The organism is Flavivirga amylovorans, from assembly GCF_030540875.1.
In the GTDB taxonomy this organism is placed as follows: domain Bacteria; phylum Bacteroidota; class Bacteroidia; order Flavobacteriales; family Flavobacteriaceae; genus Flavivirga; species Flavivirga amylovorans.
The window spans coordinates 417,408-438,147 of the sequence record NZ_JAUOEM010000002.1; the positions used below are offsets into that span (position 1 = coordinate 417,408).

Consider the following 20,740-nt stretch of genomic DNA (forward strand, 5'->3'; position numbering starts at 1 on the left):
TGCGCTCAACCGGACATTCAATTTTTATTTACCTTTTTAGAAAGCCTCTTTCTATTTATTTAACAATGACCTTTTTGATACGTTCTCGAAGACCATCACTCACCTTTAAAAAATACATGCCTGATTGTACATTGTTTAAATCTATACGTTCATTAACGTCTCCAGTGCTTTCAAGGACATTTTTATAAATAAACTCGCCTCTAACATTAAAAACTTCGATAGAAATCTCTCTTGATAAAGTGCCGTTTAATTTAATATTGAATTTTCCGTTGTTGTGGTTTGGATACACTATTAAGTTTTCAAAACCAGATTCTTCAATAGCTAAAGTTGGTATTATTCTAATGGAGTAATCTTCAACTTCACCATCAAAGCCATTTTCCGTAGGAATTGGTAACTGATCTCCAGAGTTTCCTATATATCTTGTGGCAATTCTCATAATAGTATTTCCTAAAATAGCATTAGTAGGAATATTAATAGAAAGCGGTGAATTATTAGTAGCTTCATTTGAAACATTGATAGCATCACCTAAATCATATTCTTCACCAGGATCATTAAAACTAGAATTTTGATTCCAGTCAATCCATGCTTTTGTTGCTGTAGTAAAATTTCCTTCAGTATTAACATTTACAGTTAAATCGTATACATTATCTCTATTTACTTCTGTAATAACAGATGAGTAATCGGAATAGTCAGAAGGTTTTTCAGAAGTTTGATTAATAGTATTGAATTGAACCGAAGTTATCGAAGTATCATATTCAAAACCTGTTGGTAGGATATTGATTGTGTAATCTTCAACTTCACCATCAAAACCATTTTCACAAGAAGTCGGTAGCCCATCGTCTTTATACTTTGTTGTTATTCTCATAGTTGTATTTCCAGGAATAGCATTCATAGGAACCATAATTGAAAATGGCGAATTGCTTGTTGCTCCATTAGTAACATTAGTAGCATCTCCTAAATTATACATTTCACCAACATCATCAAAACTACAATTTTGATTCCAATCTATCCAAACTATAGTGGCGGTAGTGTAATCACCATCCGTATTAACATTTACAGTTAAATCATACGAGGCATTTCTATCTAAATTTGTAATTATAGAGGTGTAATCTGAATAGCCAGAAGGCTTTCCCGAGGCATTATTAATAGTATTGAATTGAACTCGTGTTGTACTTGTTGGATAATCAGTGTTTGCAACCGAATTACAAACCCCGTTGAAAAAAGAAAATGTAATATTTTTATTTTTTGTGATAGATGTTGAAGTTCCTGTAAGTATTAAAGGATAATCAGCTTGTGCAACACCATCTAAATCACTAATAGTCATGGTGACTGTTCCTGAAGCACTCAAATTAGTTGGGGAGAAAGTGACTGTAGAACCTCCTGGATTTCCAGAAACACTAAAAACGGTGTTTTCTGAAAAGCCATTTGCTGTTACATATTCAAAATGAAATACTGCTGTAGTAGCAGCGCAATCAATCGGGGTCAAAGTTTCTTCAACTATAAAAAAACTAGGAGTAGAAGAAATAGAAAAATCAAAGTTAGAAACGTCATAAAAAATATTGTCTACGGCTTCAATTAATAGTCGTGCTGTAGAGGTGTCGGACATAGCAGGTACAGTATAGTCAAAAGAACCGTCATTTGGTGTGTTTGATGCTATAGTTGTAGGGAATGTAACGCCTCCATCGGTTGATAGTTTTATGTTTACATTTTGACAATTTATTGTAGCATTGGTTGTTTGCCCAACCTCCCATTCAATGGTTTGTATAGACCCTTGAGTCCAAGATACAGGATTGGTAATAGTAAAAGGAGTGACATCTTCAACAGTAATTTGCATGGTATCGTAACTACTCTGCCCGCCGGCAAAAGAAGTTGGTGATCTATCTCTAACAGTTAGTGCCCAATTTAAGGATCTTGCTACAGTAGAAACCGTTTCCCAATCGCTACCTAATGTAGGATTAGCTTGTATAGTGTTACCAGCAATGACACTACTGAATCTGGGAATATATCTGTCTGGGGAATTTGTAGGAGGAAGCGATCTATTAGTTGGAGCAGAAACTAATGTTGGCCCAAAGTTTTGGAAATTACTAATACCATTGTCGATTTGTTCCCAGCAATATGTTAGGTTATCTCCACTGTCCAAATCGGTAGCAGCACCTTTTAAAACATAAGCGGTTCCTTTAGGAATGTTGTAATCGTTTCCGGCATCTGCACTTGGTGGATTATTTGAGATGGCTTCTGTTGTCTGGCAACTTTTAGTACTCAAATTGTCTAATATTTGTTTAATACTATGATAATGAAAATAATCGTCACCATTTAATTCTACATTATTGGCCCCTTCAATACCAGCATACCCCATTATAGTTGATCCACTCCCAGGTTCAGAATTAACACCTGTTCCTTCGCTCTCAAAAGCCCAGGTGTGATTAGCTCCCATTTGGTGGCCAATTTCATGAGCTACAAAATCAACGTCAAAAGAGTCGCCTTCTGGCCCACCACTTGATGGTGATGTATATGCACTACCTTTGTTTATATCTGAGGAATTTCCAGCATTGTCATTCCTACAAACACATCCAATACACCCAGCATTTCCACCACCGCCAGTAGCTCCAAAGAGATGTCCAATATCGTAAGCAGCATTACCAAGTTCTGCGGTTAGTGTATTTTGTAATTGGAGACTCCACCCGTCGAGGCCACTACTACTTGTTCCAACAGAGGCGTCAGAATATGGGTCTGTAGCGGCATTAGTATATATTAATTGCGTAGCGTTGACAAGCTCAAAGGTTACGGCCATATCTGTCTCAAAGACTTCATTAACTCTACTTAAAGTTGCGTTTATTGCTTGGAGTGCATCCGCAATAGCATCGCCATTACCAGCATTGCCATCATCGTGATAAGCAGTGTATTCTGATGTTGTAGAAATTGCAATTCTGAATTTTTGTAATGTTTGATTGTTGGCACCACCTTCATTAACTTTTGAAGTATTATTCGTCTTATTGAATGATTTATTTAGTTTATCTAGAGTTTTGCATTCAAATTTGTCAGCGAAATTACTTTTAGAACCTTTATCATAGACAACATATTTACTAGAACCCTTGCTTAAGGGTTGCATAAACACAGTGGGTTTGTTAACATAAGAAATCATGGTCTGCACCCCCTGGGGAGACATGCTCATTCGTAAACGTGTTCCAGAATTATCTGTACTAATACCTACATATGATTTGATGTTTGGGTATTTAGAAGCGAGTTCAGGAGAAAAAACAGGAGCTTCATAAATTTTAAAACGTTCTATTTGGCCGTTAATTCCAGGCACAGTAATAATCGTTTCTTTTTTGTTTTTAGAACTTCTTAAGGTTGTTGAAACCGTACTTTTTTTGAAAGACACCATGTCAATTTCAAACAAATGAACTTTATCTTTATTTAAATGAAATTTAGATAATTTTTCAGAATCTTTTAGATTTTCAACCTGTTTCCACGAAGAATTTTGACCAATAGCTGAAAATGCAAACAAAAGCATTGTTATTGAAAAAACATAATGTAGTTTTGTTTTCATAAAAAATATTTAGGGCGTTTTTATTAAGCGATCTGTTAACAAATCTAACTTTTTTAGGTGAAATTAACAATTTAACTTATTAAATGGGTAAGATAAAACATATAGAAACTTATAAAGCTGTAGAAGCTACAGTCGTTACAATTGGTACTTTTGATGGGGTTCATATTGGGCATCAAAAAATAGTTAAGCGGTTAATTTCCAGTGGAAAAACAGACAGGTTAAAATCGGTAATTCTGACTTTTTTCCCACATCCGCGAATGGTTTTGCAGAAGGATTTTAATATAAAATTAATTAATACGATTAACGAACGTCGAAGTATTTTAGGTGAGTTAGGCTTAGACTATCTAATTGTTAAAGAATTTACTAAAGAATTTTCACGACTTTCTGCTGAAGATTTTGTGAAACAAATTTTGGTAGATAAACTAAATGCAAAAAAAGTAATTATAGGCTACGATCATAGGTTTGGAAGAAATAGAAATGCCGATATCAATGATTTAAAAACGTTTGGTGAAACTTATGGGTTTGAAGTTGAAGAAATATCAGTGCAAGATATAAATGATGTCGCCGTTAGTTCTACTAAAATAAGAAAGGCTTTAAAAGAAGGCGATATTATAAAAGCCAATTCTTATTTAGGGTATCATTTTACAATAACAGGGACAGTAACAAGAGGAAAGGGGTTGGGCAGGCAATTAAATTTCCCAACAGCTAATATTAAAGTAGAAGAAGATTATAAATTAATACCAAAACACGGATCTTATATTGTAAAAGCTGTAATAGATAATACTACAATTTATGGTATGATGAATATTGGCTTAAACCCAACGGTTAATGGTGAAAAAGAAACAATTGAAGTTCATTTTTTTAATTTTAATAATGATATTTATGACAAAAATGTTCAAATTGAATTGTTAAACCGTATTCGAGATGAAGAAAAATTTGAATCTGTTGAAGCTTTAAAAGGGCAATTAAAAAAGGACAAAGAGACTGCACTTACTTATATAGCTACATATCATGCTTAATAAATGGTTGTTTAAAAATATTGATAATTCCTCATTAGTAGTTTTTCGAATTATTTTTGGATTGCTTTGTTTTTTAGAATCTGTAGGAGCTATTTTTACTGGTTGGATAAAAAAAACACTGGTAGAACCAGAATTCACTTTTTCTTTTATTGGGTTTGAGTGGTTGCAACCTCTTCCGGGAAATGGGATGTATTATTACTATGCAGTCATGGGCATATTTGGATTGCTCATTATGGTAGGTTATAAATATAGATTGAGTGCTTTATGTTTTACTTTCATGTGGTCTGCAACTTATTTAATGCAGAAATCATCCTATAATAACCACTATTATTTATTGATGCTTTTAAGTAGTATTATGGTATTCCTCCCTGCTCATAAATATGCTTCAATAGATGTAAAACTGAACCCTAAATTAAAAAGTTTTTCAATGCCACGTTGGTGTCGTTTGGTTATTATATTTCAGCTTTTTATTGTTTATAGCTATGCATCTATTGCGAAACTATATCCAGATTGGTTAGACCTCAGTGTTATGGAAATGCTTATGAAAGGTAAGCAGAATTATATTTTAATAGGAGACCTGCTTCAACAAAAATGGCTGCATTACATGTTAGCTTATGGAGGTATTGTGTTCGATGGTTTAATTGTTCCTTTATTATTATTTAAACCAACAAGAAAATATGCTTTTATGGCATCTATCTTCTTTCATTTATTCAATTCATTTGTATTTCAAATAGGTATTTTTCCGTATTTATCATTAGCATTTTCTCTGTTCTTTTTTGAAGCTGAAACGATTCAAAAATTATTTTTAAAAAAGAAACTATTTTATAATTCAGATGATATTGTAATTCCAAAGTTAAAAACACCTTTATTAGCTATTTTCTCTGTTTATTTTTTAATTCAAATAGGATTGCCTCTACGCCATCATTTTATTGAAGACGATGTACTTTGGACAGAAGAAGGGCATAGACTTTCGTGGCGTATGATGTTAAGATCGAAAAGTGGTAGAACAAGTTACAGAGTTGAAAACAAAGAATCAGGTAAAAGTCTTAACATTAATTTGACTGATTATTTAAGCCCAAAACAAAGGCGTACTGCAAGCACAAAACCAGATGTGATTTGGCAATTTGCACAACATTTAAAACAAAAGTTTGAAGATAATAATCAAGAAGTAGCTGTTTATGTAGATTGTAAAATAAGCGTTAATGGAAAACCATATAAAACATTAATAAACCCAGAAGTAGATTTGTCAAGTGTTGAATGGAATACGTTTAAACACAACGAATGGATTTTACCTTCAAAAGACGATTAAATATCTTAGCAATTCCCTAAATTTGTCGCTTAAATTTTCAAGACATGTTACAAGTCCCTTTTATTAGAGAAAACAAAGAATTAGTAATTGAACGACTAGCAAAAAGAAGTATTGATGCTACTCAAATGATAAACGATGTTATTTCCTTTGATGAAGATAGAAGACGAATTCAAACAGAATTAGATAACACATTAGCAGAGTCTAATTCATTGTCTAAAGAAATAGGGAACTTATTTAAATCTGGAGAAGCTCAAAAAGCAACTCTTTTAAAAGAGAAAGCGACACAATTAAGAGATGCTTCAAAAGAGCTTGCTGAATCGCTTAATACTAAGTCTGATGCGTTAAATGAATTGTTGTATAAAATTCCTAATGTACCAAATGAGATCGTACCTCCAGGGAATACAGATGAGGATAATCAAGAGGTTTTTAAAGAGGGAGAAATTCCTGTTTTACATGAAGGTGCATTACCGCATTGGGAACTTGCAAAGAAATACGATATTATAGATTTTGAACTTGGCAATAAAATTACAGGCGCTGGTTTCCCCGTTTTTAAGGGAAAAGGAGCCAGACTACAACGCGCGTTAATTGCTTATTTTTTAGATAAAAATACAGCAGCAGGTTATACAGAATATCAATTACCACATCTAGTAAATGAAGCGTCCGGTTTTGGTACAGGTCAGTTGCCAGATAAAGAAGGCCAAATGTATCACGTCACAGAAGATAATTTGTATTTAATACCAACAGCAGAGGTGCCTGGAACCAATATTTTTAGAAATGTGGTTTTAAATGAAAGCGAATTGCCTATTGGCATTACTGGTTATACACCATGTTTTCGTCGAGAAGCAGGAAGCTATGGTGCACACGTAAGAGGCTTGAATAGATTACATCAATTCGATAAAGTTGAAATATTACGAGTAGAACATCCTAGCAAATCTTACGATGCTTTAGATAATATGGTAAATCATGTAAAAACGATTCTTCAAGAATTAAAACTACCGTATAGAATTTTAAGACTTTGTGGAGGCGATTTAGGGTTTACATCGGCACTAACTTACGATTTCGAAGTGTTTTCTACAGCACAGGACAGATGGTTAGAAATCTCCTCAATATCTAATTTTGAGACTTTTCAAGCGAATCGATTAAAGTTACGCTTTAAAAATAGTGATGGTAAAAATGAATTAGCACACACGCTAAACGGAAGCTCATTAGCACTACCTAGAGTGCTTGCTGGAATTTTAGAAAATTACCAAACCAAAGATGGCATTGTAATACCAGAAGTACTTCAAGCTTACACAGGTTTCAATATTATTAATTAAAAGTAAAAGATTATAATTTGTAAGATTATTAATGGTAAAATCGATGAAATGCGCTTTTGTCATGCTGTTTAACGATTAAGCTGTAATTCTTTTTGTGTTAAGGTATATATTTTAGATGTTAGCTAGATCAAACCTACCTAACCATGAAGAACTTAAAACGCATAGTAATATTAATTACATTAATCTTTTTTGCAAGCAAAGTTTTATTCTCAGATTTCGAAATTTCTAAATCTGAAAATGAAGTTACAGCAGTCGTGAATAAATAGAGATTTTATTTCATTTATAAAAACTGTCCCCAATCATTTATTACATCGTTTTTAATATTAACGGTAGTTAATGGAACATTTATTTTGGTTGGTTAGTGCCCGAATTTTATTCGGGCATTTTTTTTAACGAAACGCTGTTTTGAAAAGTTTTTAGAACGTATTCAAAATAGTAAGTTGAACTAATGCCACTATAGAGCGGGATCTTTTTCACTTTTGAGATTTTTATATGATTTCAAAAATTCATGAATATTACAACATCTACATTCTACATTTCTTATATTTACAATATGAGATATATTCATATTTTATTCATATTAATAAGCACAACAATGTTTTCTCAAAATGATATTCTTGCGAAAGAATATTTTAAAAAAGGAGACTTTGAAAAGGCATTGTATGAGTATAAAAAATTATATGCTAAGTCGCCCTCCAACATTAATTATATCAATCAAGTTGTTCTTACACACCAGCAATTAGAGCAATATGATGAAGTGGAAACATTTCTTTTAAAATTAATGGAAAGAATTAATTATCCTGCATTTTTAGTAGAATTAGGTTATAACTATCAGCTTAAAAATGATTTCGAAAACGCCACAATTAATTATAATAAAGCTATAGCAACTATAGATGTTAGAGCGAGTCATGTGTTTTCTGTAGCTAGGAGTTTTCAGAGTCATGCGCTTTTAAATGAGGCCGTTATATCGTATGAAAAAGCGATGCTGCTAAATCCAGATTTTAATTTTAACCTACAATTGGCTAAAATATATGGAGAGCAAGGAAACATAGAAAAAATGTTTAATAGTTATATTCATTTTGCAGAAGCTAACCCTGTTAGTTTAAATAATATTAAAAGAGCAATTAGTGATTTTATAAGTGAGAACAGTGCAAGTGAAAACAATATTATATTTAGAAAAGTTTTACTTAAAAAAAATCAGCAAGAACCTAATTTACTTTGGAATGAATTGTTAAGTTGGTTATTCATTCAGCAAAAAGACTTTAATAAAGCATTCATTCAAGAAAAGGCAATTTTTAATAGACAGCCAGATAATCTAAATAGAATAGAAGAATTAGCATCCATAGCTTCTAATGAAAACGAAAATGAAGTTGCTAAAGAAATTTTAACATACATAATTGAAACGGCACAAGATTCAAATACTAAACTAAAAGCACATTATAATTTACTTCAATTAGAAACGAAAGAAAGTTTAAAAGACAACTATACTGTTATCAATACCAAATACTTAGACCTTTTTAAGGAATTTGGAACATTTTCGCAAACCTTAAAACTACAAATAGCTTACGCTCATTTTTTAGCGTTTTACATGAACGAAACCAAAGAAGCAACCACGTTTTTAGAAAAGGCATTAAAATTACCGTTAACTAAATTACAGAAGGCAGAGGTGAAATTAGAGCTAGGAGATATTTTGGTATTACAAGAAAAGTTTAACAAAGCTTTAATTTATTATACACAAATTCAGCGTAATTTAAAAAACAGTACCATTTCTCAAGAAGCACGTTACAAAGTAGCAAAAGCGAGTTATTATAAAGGCGATTTTAAGTGGGCAGAATCACAACTCAAAATCTTAAAAGCATCAACCTCCCAGCTTATTGCTAATGATGCGTTAGATTTAAAACTCCTTATTTCTGATAATAAATATGAAGATTCCCTACATACTGCTTTAAAGCTGTATTCCAAAGCAGATTTGTTGGCTTTTCAAAATAGAGACGAAGAATCTATATCATTATTAAATAAGATTTTAAACGAACATAAAACCGAACCCATCATAGCTCAGACATTATATAAGCAAGCTCAATTATTTGAAGCTAAAAAGGAATATGAGAAAGCAGAAGCCAATTACGAGGCAATTATTGCGAATTATAGAGACGGTATTTTAATCGATGATGCTTATTTTAAATTAGCTAAGATTTATGAAAAACAATTGAACTTGCCCGAAAAAGCAAAAACGTTGTATGAGTTAATAATCTTTGATCATGCCGATAGTATTTATTTTGTAGATGCTAGAAAGCATTATAGAGCACTTCGGGGTGATGCTATTAATTAGGATATGATAATAGCAGAAACTGAGCGTTTAATTATTTCAGAATTTACAATAGAAGACGCACCATTCTTTTTAGAACTAGCAAATACTCCTAATGCGCTTAAATATATTGGTGATAAAAATCTAAAAAGTATTGAAGATGCAGAAAAGTATCTTACAAACAAGACGATTAAAAGTTATCATGATTTCAATTTTGGATTTTATAAACTTGAGTTAAAAGAAGAAAAAAATAAATCTATAGGAACCTGTGGACTTGCCAAACGGAGGGAGCTGGAAGACGTAGATCTTGGATTTGCTTTTCTTCCTGAATATGAAGGCAGAGGTTTTGGTTCTGAGTCCTCAAAAGAAATGATGACATTAGCAAAACAAACGTTTAAGTTAGATAAGCTTATCGCGATAACGGTGCCATATAATAAAAACTCCATTAAGTTATTAGAAAAATTAGGCTTTGCTTGTGAAAAAAGAATAAAACCTTTTGAAGATGACGAAGAACTCCTGTTATTTGCAAAAAAATTATAAGTAACATGTCATTCCTGACAAGGTAAGAATCCATAAACAGACTAAAATGATTATATACAACGTAACCGCAAACATAGAGGAATCCATTCATAAAGAATGGTTAACATGGATAAAAGAACACATTCCCCAAGTGTTAGCTACAGGGAAATTTGAAAAAGCAACCTTAAGTAGAGTTTTAGTAGAAGAAGATATGGGAGGAGTTACATATTCCATTCAGTATCGATCGTATTCACGAGAAGCCCTAGATGCGTATTATAGAGAAGATGCCGAAAAATTACGAGCAGATGGCATGAAAAAATTTGCAGATAAGATGCTAGCTTTTAGGACAGAACTAGAAATTATTGATGAATATACAGTAAACTTTAAATAGTCTGTAATTCCTGCAAAGGCAGGAACCTTATAAAAGGAAATGAGAAGAATAATATAATTAAAAAAGTTTCTCTTCCTTAATATATATGAAGATTTCTTTAAACGTAATAAAAGTATTTAAAGATACTAAGGTTAAAAATAAGAATCCATTTATATAACTTACTTTTGTATTCAAAATATCCGTAATTCGTGGCGCGCAATCCAAACCAACATCAAGTAAAAGCAAAAAAATATTTAGGACAACATTTTTTAAATGATGAATCTATTGCACAAAAAATTGCAGATACACTTAATTTAAAAGCCTATAAAAATATTTTAGAGATTGGTCCAGGAATGGGTGTGTTAACAAAGTATTTACTAAAAAAAGATATCACAACTTATGTGATAGAAATTGATACAGAGTCGGTAGAATATTTAAAAGCCAATTACTTAAATCTGGCTCCGAGAATCATAGAAAAAGATTTCTTAAAGTACGATTTAAACACTGTTTTTAATCAGGAACCATTCGCTATTATAGGTAACTTTCCATATAATATTTCAACACAAATAGTTTTTAAAACTTTAGAAATGCGTGATCAAATCCCCGAATTTTCTGGGATGTTTCAAAAAGAAGTAGCACAGCGCATTTGTTCTAAAGAAGGCAGTAAAGTTTATGGAATTCTATCGGTTTTAGCACAGGCGTATTACGATGCCGAATATTTGTTTACGGTACCATCAGATGTTTTTAATCCACCGCCAAAAGTAGAATCTGGTGTATTAAGACTCATTAGAAAAAAGGATTATACCTTACCCTGTGACGATACATTATTTTTTAGAGTCGTAAAAATGGCATTTCAACAACGCAGAAAAACACTTCGTAACAGTTTAAAAACATTCAATTTATCCGATAATTTAAAAGCAAATGTTATATTTGGCAAACGTCCAGAACAATTAAGTGTTCAAGAATTTATCGAACTTACGCAATTAATCGAAAAGGACGTATAGAATCTTTTAAATTTTCCTTTTTTGTTAGAAGAAAAAGAAAACATACAATTTCAACTTACCAATGAGCTCATTGAGCGAGTAGAGTTATTGGTCGAAGAACAAAACGACAAAGAACTACAAACGCTTTTAAATGAGTTTCACTACGCAGATATTGCCGAAATTTTAGATGAATTAAATTTAGAAGAAGCAGTATATGTTATAAAACTTCTAGATTCTGAAACGACTTCAGATGTCTTAACAGAATTAGATGAAGACAATCGAGAAAAGGTATTAAAAAACTTATCGGCAAAAGAAATTGCTGAAGAAATTGAAGAGTTAGATACCGATGATGCAGCAGATATTATTTCAGAATTACCAGAAGAACGACAGCAAGAAGTCATTTCGAAAATTGAAGATGAAGAACACAAGGCAGAAATCACAGAACTTCTTACTTATGATGAGGATACTGCTGGTGGACTCATGGCAAAAGAGCTTGTTAAAGTTTATGAGACCTGGACGGTTGCTGGCTGTCTACGACGTATTAGAGGACAAGCTAAAGAGGTAACCAGAGTACATTCTATTTATGTGGTCGATAAGGAAGATAAACTTGTAGGGCGCCTGTCCTTAAAAGATCTTATTGTTGCTAAAAACGAAAAAAAAATTGCAGACATATACATATCAAATGTAGATTATGTTGGAGTCAATGAAGATGTTGAAGATGTTGCTAAGATCATGGCTAAATACGATTTAGAAGCCATTCCAGTGGTTGACGAAAATCAGATTTTATTAGGAAGAATAACCATTGATGATATCGTAGATGTTTTAAAAGAGGAGGCCGATAAAGATTATCAGTTAGCAGCTGGTATTACACAAGATGTAGAAGCCGATGATAGTATTTGGGAACTTACCAGAGCTCGATTACCATGGTTGGTTTTGGGCTTAGTTGGTGGCGTAGGCGCTTTTTTAATAATGGAAGGCTTCCAGGAATCATTTAAAGAAAAAGCGATCCTTTTCTTTTTTACACCTTTAATAGCCGCAATGGCGGGTAACGTAGGTGTACAATCTAGTGCTATTATTGTACAAGGTCTAGCGAATGATGATGTAAGAGGTAGTGTTAATAGCAGGCTAATAAAAGAAATGCTTTTAGCTGCACTAAATGGTGTGATACTAGCCGTTTTTTTATTTTTATTTGTTTGGTTTTATAAAGGAGAATTAGACAAAGCTTTAGCAATATCAGTGTCATTAGTAGTTGTCATTATTGTAGCAGGTTTAATAGGGACTTTTGTACCCTTATTTTTAAACAAACGTGGTGTCGATCCCGCTATAGCAACAGGGCCGTTTATAACAACCAGCAATGATATTTTAGGGATTCTTCTTTATTTTTGGATAGCAGAATTAATAATAAGTTTCTACAGTTAAAATTCCCAATTTACCTCTCAAGAATATTAATATTTAATTATTGGTAAATTAAATTGGTATAACCATTTTGAACACAGAGAGAAATCACATCATTAATCTGTAATTTTTAGACATTTGTTATATTTACCTACAAAAAAAGATAAAGATCATGAATTTAATCAAATATGATACCTTCCATTATGTATGCCTTTGAGATTTAATTTTACAATATGCGAGCAATAAATATCAAAAATAAATTTTCAAAATTTAATAAAAATTGGCATCCACATCAAATTGCTGTGGTAGACAATATGCAAGTTATTTTAGCCAAACTTAAAGGTGAATTTGTATGGCATAGTCACGATGATGAAGATGAATTATTTCAAGTTGTAAAAGGAACTTTATATATGCAATTTCGAGACAGAACAGAAATTGTGAACGAAGGCGAAATTATTGTAGTACCTAAAGGTGTTGAGCATAATCCATGTACAAAAAATGACGAAGAAGTACATGTGTTACTCTTTGAAAAGTTATCAACCTTACATACAGGACATATAAAACATGAAAAAACACAAACCCATTATCCGAAAATTTGACTTTTGTCATGCTGAACTTGTTTCAGCATCTCATAGTTTTACTTCTTAATGATAATCAATTAAACACTTACTTTTTATAGGTAATTATTATGAAAATACTTCACTTAGACACCAATCATGAATTAATGATCAATCAACTTAATGATCTAGGTTTTACCAATCATGAAGATTACACATCATCAAAAGAAGCCATAGAAGCAAAAATTAAAAATTATGATGGTATTGTTTTGCGAAGCCGTTTTGTTATCGATAAACAATTTTTAAATGCAGCGACAAACCTTAAATTTATAGGTAGAGTAGGAGCAGGGTTGGAAAATATAGATTGCGACTATGCCGAAAAAAAAGGAATAACTTTAATTTCGGCTCCCGAAGGAAATAGAAATGCAGTGGGAGAACATGCATTGGGTATGCTATTATCACTATTTAATAAACTCAATAAAGCAGATTTAGAAGTTAGGCAAGGAGTATGGTTACGTGAAGATAACCGAGGGATAGAGCTTGACGGAAAAACTGTGGGAATTATTGGTTACGGAAATATGGGGAAAGCTTTTTCTAAAAAGTTATGTGGTTTTGATGTTGAGGTGCTTTGCTACGACATTAAAGAGGATGTAGGAGACGTTAATGCAAAACAAGTATCGTTAACAACGTTTCAAGAAAATGTAGATGTAGTGAGCTTGCATACTCCAGAAACACCTTTAACTTTAAATATGATTGATAATACATTTATCAATCAATTTAAAAAACCGTTTTGGTTAATAAACACAGCACGAGGCAAAAGCGTAGTGACCAAAGATTTGGTTTCAGCTTTAAAAGCTGGTAAAATATTAGGAGCTGGGCTTGATGTTTTAGAATATGAAAAAGCGTCGTTCGAAAATCTATTTAAAAAGGATATGACCCCTAATGCAGTTGAAATGCCAGAAGCTTTTAAGTATTTAATTAATTCGAAAAACGTTATTTTATCACCGCATGTAGCTGGCTGGACGATAGAGAGTAAGGAGAAATTAGCACAAACCATCGTAGATAAAATTAAAGCGAATTTTTGCTAAATTTAACGAGTTAGATTTAAAAATTACTCATATTGAATTACTCATATTGAATTAGTTGTATTTAATGAATACTTATATGTCACCTTGAGCACAGTCGAAAGGTCATTAAAATCTATAAATTTAATAGGTTTCGACTGCGCTCAACCTGACTTCAGTCTGAATAAAAGCTATCAAAAACTATTGGTCTAACTCGTTAAATTTAGCATATGAAAAAAACTATTTTAGTTTTTACACTTTTAATTGTTTCCCTTTATATTATTTTCAGGATTAGTAAATATTCTTTAATTCTGGGAGGAACCTCAATGGAGTTTGTTATTACGATTATTGCCATTGTGTTTTTTATTGTTGGTATTTATATTAACAAAAAAAGTCTTCATAAACCACAAAACATTTCTAAGGACATTAATCATAAAAAAATTAAAGCACTAGAAATTACATCTCGCGAATATGAAGTGCTACAAGCAATCTCAAAAGGATTATCCAATAAAGAAATTGCCGAAAAATTATTCTTATCAGAAAGCACCATCAAAACACACGTTTCTAACTTATTAGTAAAACTTAATGCAAAAAGACGAACACAAGCCGTTCAAATTGCAAAAGACCATAAGATTTTATAGCTTTAGGACTAAAGTATGAGATGTTTGGTACTTTAGTATGAGGCCGATTTTAGTAATAGCTAGTAGTTTTATACCAGTAATCAATAATTTTAAAATAAACAATATGACATTAGGGGCATTTTCGGTAAGTCTAAGCGTTAAAGATATTAACGCTTCTAAACTATTTTATGAGAACCTTGGATTTGAGGTTTTTGCTGGCGATTTAGAAAGAAACTATCTCATTATGAAAAACGGAAATGCCTTAATAGGGCTTTTTCAAGGCATGTTTGAGAATAATATTTTAACCTTCAATCCCGGATGGGATGAAAGTGCAAAGACATTAGATGCTTATACAGATGTTCGAGATATTCAAAAACACTTAAAAAGTAAAGGCATCAAATTTGAAAGTGAAGCAGACGAAAATACTACAGGGCCAGCAAGCTTTGTTGTTATGGATCCCGATGGGAATGCCATTTTAATAGATCAACATGTTTAATATAATATAGAAATTATGCTAAGTACAATTAAAAAATTTGGTAGTTACGCCGCTTTGGTTGGGGTGCTTTTATTTATTGGTAGTCATTTTTTCAATTGGAATGTTGGTTTTAAAACCTTAGAAATTTTTGGTTACGCGTCTATTTTGGCCTCGTTATCTTTTGTATTCTTTGGAATAAAACATTTTAGAGATCAAATAAATAATGGTGTGATATCATTTAAAAAAGCATTGCTTATCGGATTAGTGATTTCTGCAATTTCCGGGATAGTTATAGGTCTTTTGGATGTTGTTTATGTTACCATGATAAATCCTGACTTTGTTGTTGAATATACAGAATATGCCTTAGAAGGTATGAAAAACACCTTATCGGCAAGTGAATTTGAAGTAGAAAAAGAAGCATTAAATGAACAAATGAAATTATTTGAAAATCCAATATTTACTTGGTCAATTATGTTCACAACTGTATTTGCAATTGGAGTCATTATATCCTTATTCTCATCCTTAATTTTACAACGTAAAAGCTAATATTATGCAATCAAAAGCGACTTCACCACAACAGTACTTAGATGAATTACCAGAAGACAGAAAAGAGCCCATTAATAAATTAAGGCAACAAATTTTAGATAATTTACCAAAAGGTATTGAAGAACAAATGAATTATGGTATGCTAGGATATGTTATCCCACATTCAGTATATCCCGAGGGGTATCACTGCGATCCAAAATTACCATTACCGTTTATGAATCTGGCTTCTCAAAAGAATTTTATAGCCGTTTATAGTATGGCGCTGTATTCAAAAAAAGAATTAATGGATTGGTTTACTTCAGAATATGCCAAGCAATGCAAGTATAAATTGGATATGGGAAAAAGTTGTATTCGTTTTAAAAAAATGAATGATATTCCTTTTGAACTCATTGGAGAACTTGCTGGTAAAATTGAAGCAGACGAATGGATTAATATTTATGAAACAGCTATAAAAAACAGAAAAAAATGAAAAAACGTGTTACAGGTTTAGGTGGTTTTTTCTTTAAATCAAAAGATCCCGATAAACTAAAAGCATGGTATGGTAAACATTTAGGAATTCCGGTAGATAGTTATGGTTGGACATTTAAATGGCAAGACGATATAGAAGGAGGAACGACTCAGTGGTCGCCTTTTAAAGAAGATACATCTTATTTTGAACCAAGTGAGAAACAATTTATGATGAATTTTAGAGTAGAAAATTTATTGGAATTGTTAAAAATATTAAAAGAAGAAGGTGTTACTATTGTTGGAAAAGTTGAAACGTACGAATATGGAAAATTTGGTTGGATTGTTGATCCTGAAGGAAACAAAATAGAGCTTTGGGAACCAATCGATTCAGCATTTTTGTAATTTAGCCCTAAGACTTTAAGCATAAGTAATTGACTTATTTAGAAATACTAGAATCATACGGCCTGACTGCATTACAATGGATAGCTATTTGTTTTGCAGTTTTTTTATTAGGATTATCCAAATCCGGAATCAAAGGAATAGGGATTTTAATAGTCATTATACTTGCTTTTGTTTTTGGAGAGAAAGCTTCCACAGGTGTTTTACTTCCTATGCTCATTGTAGCAGATATTTTTGCAGTAATATATTATAATAGACATGCGCAATGGGGCTATATAAAGAAATTAATACCATGGATGATTATAGGTGTTTTAGTTGGTGTTTGGGTAGGTAACGATATCTCAGAAGTTCTATTCAAAAGAATCATGGCAGTTATTATAATAATTTCTGTTCTAATTATGTTTTATACAGAAAACAGAACATCTAAAGACATACCAAAAAACAAATTATTTTCTACAGGGGCAGGGTTCTTAGCAGGTTTTACAACCATGGTTGGTAATTTAGCAGGGCCAATTTCTAATATTTATTTTTTGGCGATGCGTTTGCCTAAAAATGAATTTATAGGAACTGCTGCATGGCTGTTTTTTATTATTAATGTCTTTAAGTTGCCCTTTCATTTTTTTGTTTGGAAAACAGTTACTAAAGAAACACTGGTTCTAAATACGGTTTTAATCCCAGCAATTATCATTGGTTTTTTTGTAGGCGTTACCATTGTAAAATTAATTTCTAATGTGAATTACAGGCGCTTTATATTAATTGTCACAGCAATAGGAGGTGTAGCTATGTTATTTAGATAGTCTTTTTCTTGTAACATTATTACATATTGGTAGACACATAGATAGTACACATTAAAAATGAATGATCATGTCTGAAGAATCCAAAAAACAACAACCAGAAGATAAAGTTTATGAAGCAGAAGTTCTTAAAGTCGATTCGTATAGCAATAAAGGTTCTGTAAATGATAAAGCTGAAAAGCTAAAAGCAGAAGCTAAAGAGGTCTATTATAAAACAAAAGAAAGAGCAAATGATTTTTTAGATGAAGCCACTGAAAAATTAGAAGACTTAACGGAAGTCGCTAAAGAGAAAGGGACTAAATTATCTGTTGAGGCGAAAGAAAAATATGAAGAAGCTAAGGTTAAGGCAAAAGGATTTGCGGAAGAAGCTGGAGAAACATTAGATAAAGTTGCTGAGAAAACAACTGTATTTGTTGATGAAGCTAACGATAAATTAGAAGAATTTGCAGAAGAGACAAAAGAAACATTATCTGAAGTGTCAAAGAAAACAAAAGGCTTCCTAAAAAAGATTTTTGATAAAAATTAAATAACTAATAGTCTGTTAGTTAAGGTGACTATTTTACCAGTGAATTTAATTTTTTAGTACCTTTATGTTGTAACCAAAAATTTTAAATATTATGTCTGACGAAAAGAATTTAAGTGACGACCTAAATGATATGTTAGGTGATGCTAAAGAAGGCGCAAAAAAAGCAGCTGATAAAGCAGAAGAATTTGCAGAAGAAGCAAAAGAAAAGGCCAAAGAAACTTTTGAAGATGTTAAAGAATCTGCTTCTGAATTTGCAGAAGGAGCCAAAGAAACGTTTGATAATGTAACGGGTGAAAATAAAAAAGTACTAGCTGGGGTTTTAGCTATTATATTAGGCCCTTTAGGTATCCATAAATTTATTTTGGGATATAATAAAGAAGGTATTATTATGTTAGTAGTAACCTTTATACTAGGATTTATAACTTGTGGTTTAGGTGCTGGTTTAACTGGACTTATAGGTTTAATAGAAGGTATTATATATCTTACTAAATCTGATGAAGAATTCTATAACACCTATCAAGTAGGTCAAAAACCATGGTTTTAATTTATAGTTGTTCTATTAACAATATTTTATGTTGTTTTTTTACGAAAAAGAATTCGATTTTGCATAATAAAATGAAGCCTTCAAATTTAATTTGAAGGCTTCATTTTATTTATGAATAATCTGTCAACCTAATTTAAGGAAGACTCAAAATAGTAAATTATTCTTGACCAATTAGGTCTATTTCCTCAGCATCAGATTTTGGATTAGGCCCCCATTTATTAGAACCAGCCTCACTATCTGTACAAGCTAAAATTAAATTATAAATAGGGATTAGTAAGAACCAGCCACTTTTACCAGCATCATGCATTCTTCTTACACCTACAGCAATTCCTGGAATTAAAACTGCTAAAGAGTAAATAGAACTTACAATAGATAAAGAAGGCATTTCCAATCCTATTGATATAAAGATAATTCCGTAAGAAATAAGAATGTTGAATAAGAAAAACATCCAATATTCTTTTCGTCTTGCTCTTCCAGAAAAATCCGCGTACTGTTTTAATACTTTTAAATACCAATTCATGATAATAGTTGATTTTGGGGTTAATATGTCTCAAATATAACTTTTTTATTTAAATATAATATCGTAATATTGCAATATGTAAATACAACAATAAAGTATATGGGAATTACTAAAACTCAAATGTTTACCGAAAAGCAAAACGACTTAGCTCAGTTTTTTAAGGTTTTGGGACACCCTGCTAGAGTTGCTATTTTACAATATATAAGTAATCAAAATGCTTGTATTTGTAATGATTTAGTTGAGGAAATAGGATTGGCACAAGCTACCATTTCTCAACACTTAAAAGAGCTTAAAACTATAGGGTTGTTAAAAGGAGAAGTAGAGGGTAAAAGTATGTGCTACTGTATTAATATTGAAAGATGGAATGCCGTTCAAAATCAGTTAAATTTATTTTTTAATACAACAAAATCAAATTGTTGTTAAATTTTTAATTATGAAAACACAAGAATTATTCAACGTATTAAATCAAAATCAAGATAAGTCATTATTATTTGAATATGCCCCCAATTTATTAGTGGGCGCTAATTATCATATAACAGAAGTAAAACATTTGGTGGTTGATTCTGTTGATTGTGGTGCTCAAGTTGATAGCTGGAAAGAAACTATTGTTCAACTTTGGGAAAGCCCAAACGAATTAGGAAAAACAGAATACATGTCTGTTTATAAAGCCTTAGCTATTTTAAAGAAAGTTGGAAAAATGAAACCTTATGAATTAGATGCTGAAGTTAAGTTTGAATATAGTAATGCAACATTTCATACGGCACAACTATTTGTTAACGATTTCGAAATAAAAGGGTCGCAATTAATAGTTAAATTAGCCATCGAAAAAACGGACTGTAAAGCAAAAGAACTTTGTGGTGTGCCTGAAGAATCTATAAAAACAGTGTCTAAAGAGGTTGAACCTTGTTGTTCTCCAGATGGAAACTGTTGTTAAGAGATTAACTAGGAGTGATTGGAGTTCCGTTTCAAAAATATATAAAGAAGGTATCGCTACTGGAATAGCCACTTTTGAAACGGAAGTTCCTAACTGGAAACAATGGGATGCTAAGTATATTTCAGCTTGTAGATTTGTAGCTTTAGTAAAAACTAAGGTCGTAGGCTTTGCGGTATTATCAGCAGTTTCAAAGCGAGATGTTTATAAAGGAGTTGCGGAAGTAAGTGTATATGTTTCAAATGAGTTTAAAGGAAATCATATAGGAGAAACATTGTTGAAGAGATTAGTTAAAGAAAGTGAAATTAACGAGTTTTGGACTTTGCAAGCAAGTATTTTTTCAGAAAATATAGCCAGTATTAATTTGCATTTAAAATGTGGCTTTAGACTAGTTGGTATTCGTGAAAACATCGGACAATTACATGGAAAATGGTATGACAATCATTTTCTTGAAAGAAGAAGTCGTAAAATAAATTAAATAATTATGTTATTGCTGCGAAGGCAGGAATTCATTATAAAAATTAGTTTCAATTAATAAGGTTCCTGCCTTT

Annotated in this window: 24 protein-coding genes; 22 read left to right on the top strand and 2 right to left on the bottom strand. The window is 31.8% G+C overall.

What is annotated here, in order from left to right:
- Positions 1-55: 55 nt before the first annotated feature.
- Positions 56-3,550: a zinc-dependent metalloprotease gene (locus tag Q4Q39_RS07040; RefSeq protein ID WP_303281694.1), complete on the bottom strand. Its 3,495-nt coding sequence runs from the start codon at positions 3,548-3,550 to the stop codon at positions 56-58.
- Positions 3,551-3,633: 83 nt separating this feature from the next.
- Between Q4Q39_RS07040 and Q4Q39_RS07045 the strand changes: the two genes are divergently transcribed.
- The 19 genes from Q4Q39_RS07045 (at position 3,634) to Q4Q39_RS07135 (ending at position 18,738) form a co-directional block, all read left to right on the top strand.
- On the top strand, positions 3,634-4,569 hold the full coding sequence (locus tag Q4Q39_RS07045) for a bifunctional riboflavin kinase/FAD synthetase (protein ID WP_303281695.1): 936 nt from the start codon (positions 3,634-3,636) through the stop codon (positions 4,567-4,569).
- Entirely contained in the window at positions 4,562-5,878 is a 1,317-nt protein-coding gene (locus tag Q4Q39_RS07050; protein ID WP_303281696.1) for an HTTM domain-containing protein, read from the top strand. Before Q4Q39_RS07045 ends, Q4Q39_RS07050 begins: the two co-directional genes overlap by 8 nt.
- Before the next feature lie 44 nt (positions 5,879-5,922).
- The gene (gene serS / locus Q4Q39_RS07055; protein WP_303281697.1) at positions 5,923-7,194 is read left to right on the top strand and encodes a serine--tRNA ligase; all 1,272 of its coding nucleotides are present in this window, start codon (positions 5,923-5,925) and stop codon (positions 7,192-7,194) included.
- Positions 7,195-7,337: 143 nt separating this feature from the next.
- The gene (locus tag Q4Q39_RS07060) at positions 7,338-7,460 is read left to right on the top strand and encodes a hypothetical protein (protein WP_303281698.1); all 123 of its coding nucleotides are present in this window, start codon (positions 7,338-7,340) and stop codon (positions 7,458-7,460) included.
- 329 nt (positions 7,461-7,789) lie between these two features.
- On the top strand, positions 7,790-9,523 hold the full coding sequence (locus Q4Q39_RS07065; protein WP_303281699.1) for a tetratricopeptide repeat protein: 1,734 nt from the start codon (positions 7,790-7,792) through the stop codon (positions 9,521-9,523).
- A gap of 3 nt (positions 9,524-9,526) precedes the next feature.
- On the top strand, positions 9,527-10,039 hold the full coding sequence (locus Q4Q39_RS07070) for a GNAT family N-acetyltransferase (protein WP_303281701.1): 513 nt from the start codon (positions 9,527-9,529) through the stop codon (positions 10,037-10,039).
- A 46-nt stretch (positions 10,040-10,085) separates the two neighbouring features.
- Positions 10,086-10,409, top strand: a complete 324-nt coding sequence (locus Q4Q39_RS07075) for a DUF4286 family protein (protein WP_303281702.1) — start codon at positions 10,086-10,088, stop codon at positions 10,407-10,409.
- A gap of 188 nt (positions 10,410-10,597) precedes the next feature.
- A complete protein-coding gene (gene rsmA / locus Q4Q39_RS07080) occupies positions 10,598-11,392 on the top strand; it encodes a 16S rRNA (adenine(1518)-N(6)/adenine(1519)-N(6))-dimethyltransferase RsmA (RefSeq protein WP_303281703.1) in 795 nt (264 codons plus the stop codon).
- A 21-nt stretch (positions 11,393-11,413) separates the two neighbouring features.
- A complete protein-coding gene (gene mgtE, locus Q4Q39_RS07085) occupies positions 11,414-12,790 on the top strand; it encodes a magnesium transporter (protein ID WP_303281704.1) in 1,377 nt (458 codons plus the stop codon).
- 209 nt (positions 12,791-12,999) lie between these two features.
- Complete coding sequence (locus tag Q4Q39_RS07090) at positions 13,000-13,365, top strand: cupin domain-containing protein (protein ID WP_303281705.1); 366 nt, start codon at positions 13,000-13,002, stop codon at positions 13,363-13,365.
- A gap of 89 nt (positions 13,366-13,454) precedes the next feature.
- Complete coding sequence (locus Q4Q39_RS07095; protein ID WP_303281706.1) at positions 13,455-14,411, top strand: 2-hydroxyacid dehydrogenase; 957 nt, start codon at positions 13,455-13,457, stop codon at positions 14,409-14,411.
- Positions 14,412-14,617: 206 nt separating this feature from the next.
- Entirely contained in the window at positions 14,618-15,028 is a 411-nt protein-coding gene (locus Q4Q39_RS07100; RefSeq protein WP_303281707.1) for a response regulator transcription factor, read from the top strand.
- A 103-nt stretch (positions 15,029-15,131) separates the two neighbouring features.
- Positions 15,132-15,503, top strand: a complete 372-nt coding sequence (locus Q4Q39_RS07105) for a VOC family protein (RefSeq protein ID WP_303281708.1) — start codon at positions 15,132-15,134, stop codon at positions 15,501-15,503.
- Between the two features lie 15 nt (positions 15,504-15,518).
- Positions 15,519-16,028, top strand: coding sequence for a DUF4199 domain-containing protein (locus Q4Q39_RS07110; protein WP_303281709.1), 510 nt, complete (start codon positions 15,519-15,521; stop codon positions 16,026-16,028).
- A 4-nt stretch (positions 16,029-16,032) separates the two neighbouring features.
- Positions 16,033-16,497, top strand: coding sequence for a DUF1801 domain-containing protein (locus Q4Q39_RS07115; protein ID WP_303281710.1), 465 nt, complete (start codon positions 16,033-16,035; stop codon positions 16,495-16,497).
- A complete protein-coding gene (locus Q4Q39_RS07120; RefSeq protein WP_303281711.1) occupies positions 16,494-16,877 on the top strand; it encodes a VOC family protein in 384 nt (127 codons plus the stop codon). Before Q4Q39_RS07115 ends, Q4Q39_RS07120 begins: the two co-directional genes overlap by 4 nt.
- Positions 16,878-16,906: 29 nt before the next feature.
- Positions 16,907-17,671, top strand: a complete 765-nt coding sequence (locus tag Q4Q39_RS07125) for a sulfite exporter TauE/SafE family protein (RefSeq protein ID WP_303281712.1) — start codon at positions 16,907-16,909, stop codon at positions 17,669-17,671.
- Positions 17,672-17,738: 67 nt separating this feature from the next.
- Positions 17,739-18,194 carry a hypothetical protein gene (locus Q4Q39_RS07130; protein ID WP_303281713.1) on the top strand — a complete coding sequence of 152 codons (456 nt, stop codon included), beginning with the start codon at positions 17,739-17,741 and terminating at the stop codon, positions 18,192-18,194.
- 91 nt (positions 18,195-18,285) lie between these two features.
- Entirely contained in the window at positions 18,286-18,738 is a 453-nt protein-coding gene (locus tag Q4Q39_RS07135; protein ID WP_303281714.1) for a TM2 domain-containing protein, read from the top strand.
- 157 nt (positions 18,739-18,895) lie between these two features.
- Here Q4Q39_RS07135 and Q4Q39_RS07140 read toward each other — a convergent pair whose 3' ends face one another.
- Entirely contained in the window at positions 18,896-19,258 is a 363-nt protein-coding gene (locus tag Q4Q39_RS07140) for a DUF805 domain-containing protein (RefSeq protein WP_303281715.1), read from the bottom strand.
- Positions 19,259-19,357: 99 nt separating this feature from the next.
- Here Q4Q39_RS07140 and Q4Q39_RS07145 point away from each other — a divergent pair, with 99 nt between their 5' ends.
- From Q4Q39_RS07145 to Q4Q39_RS07155, 3 genes are read left to right on the top strand one after another with little or no spacing between them, the layout of a single operon-like run.
- Positions 19,358-19,681, top strand: coding sequence for an ArsR/SmtB family transcription factor (locus tag Q4Q39_RS07145; protein ID WP_303281716.1), 324 nt, complete (start codon positions 19,358-19,360; stop codon positions 19,679-19,681).
- A 10-nt stretch (positions 19,682-19,691) separates the two neighbouring features.
- Positions 19,692-20,192 (top strand): DUF6428 family protein, encoded by a 501-nt coding sequence (locus Q4Q39_RS07150; protein WP_303281717.1) that lies wholly within the window; start codon positions 19,692-19,694, stop codon positions 20,190-20,192.
- A complete protein-coding gene (locus Q4Q39_RS07155) occupies positions 20,176-20,667 on the top strand; it encodes a GNAT family N-acetyltransferase (protein WP_303281718.1) in 492 nt (163 codons plus the stop codon). Before Q4Q39_RS07150 ends, Q4Q39_RS07155 begins: the two co-directional genes overlap by 17 nt.
- The last annotated feature ends 73 nt before the right edge of the window (positions 20,668-20,740 follow it).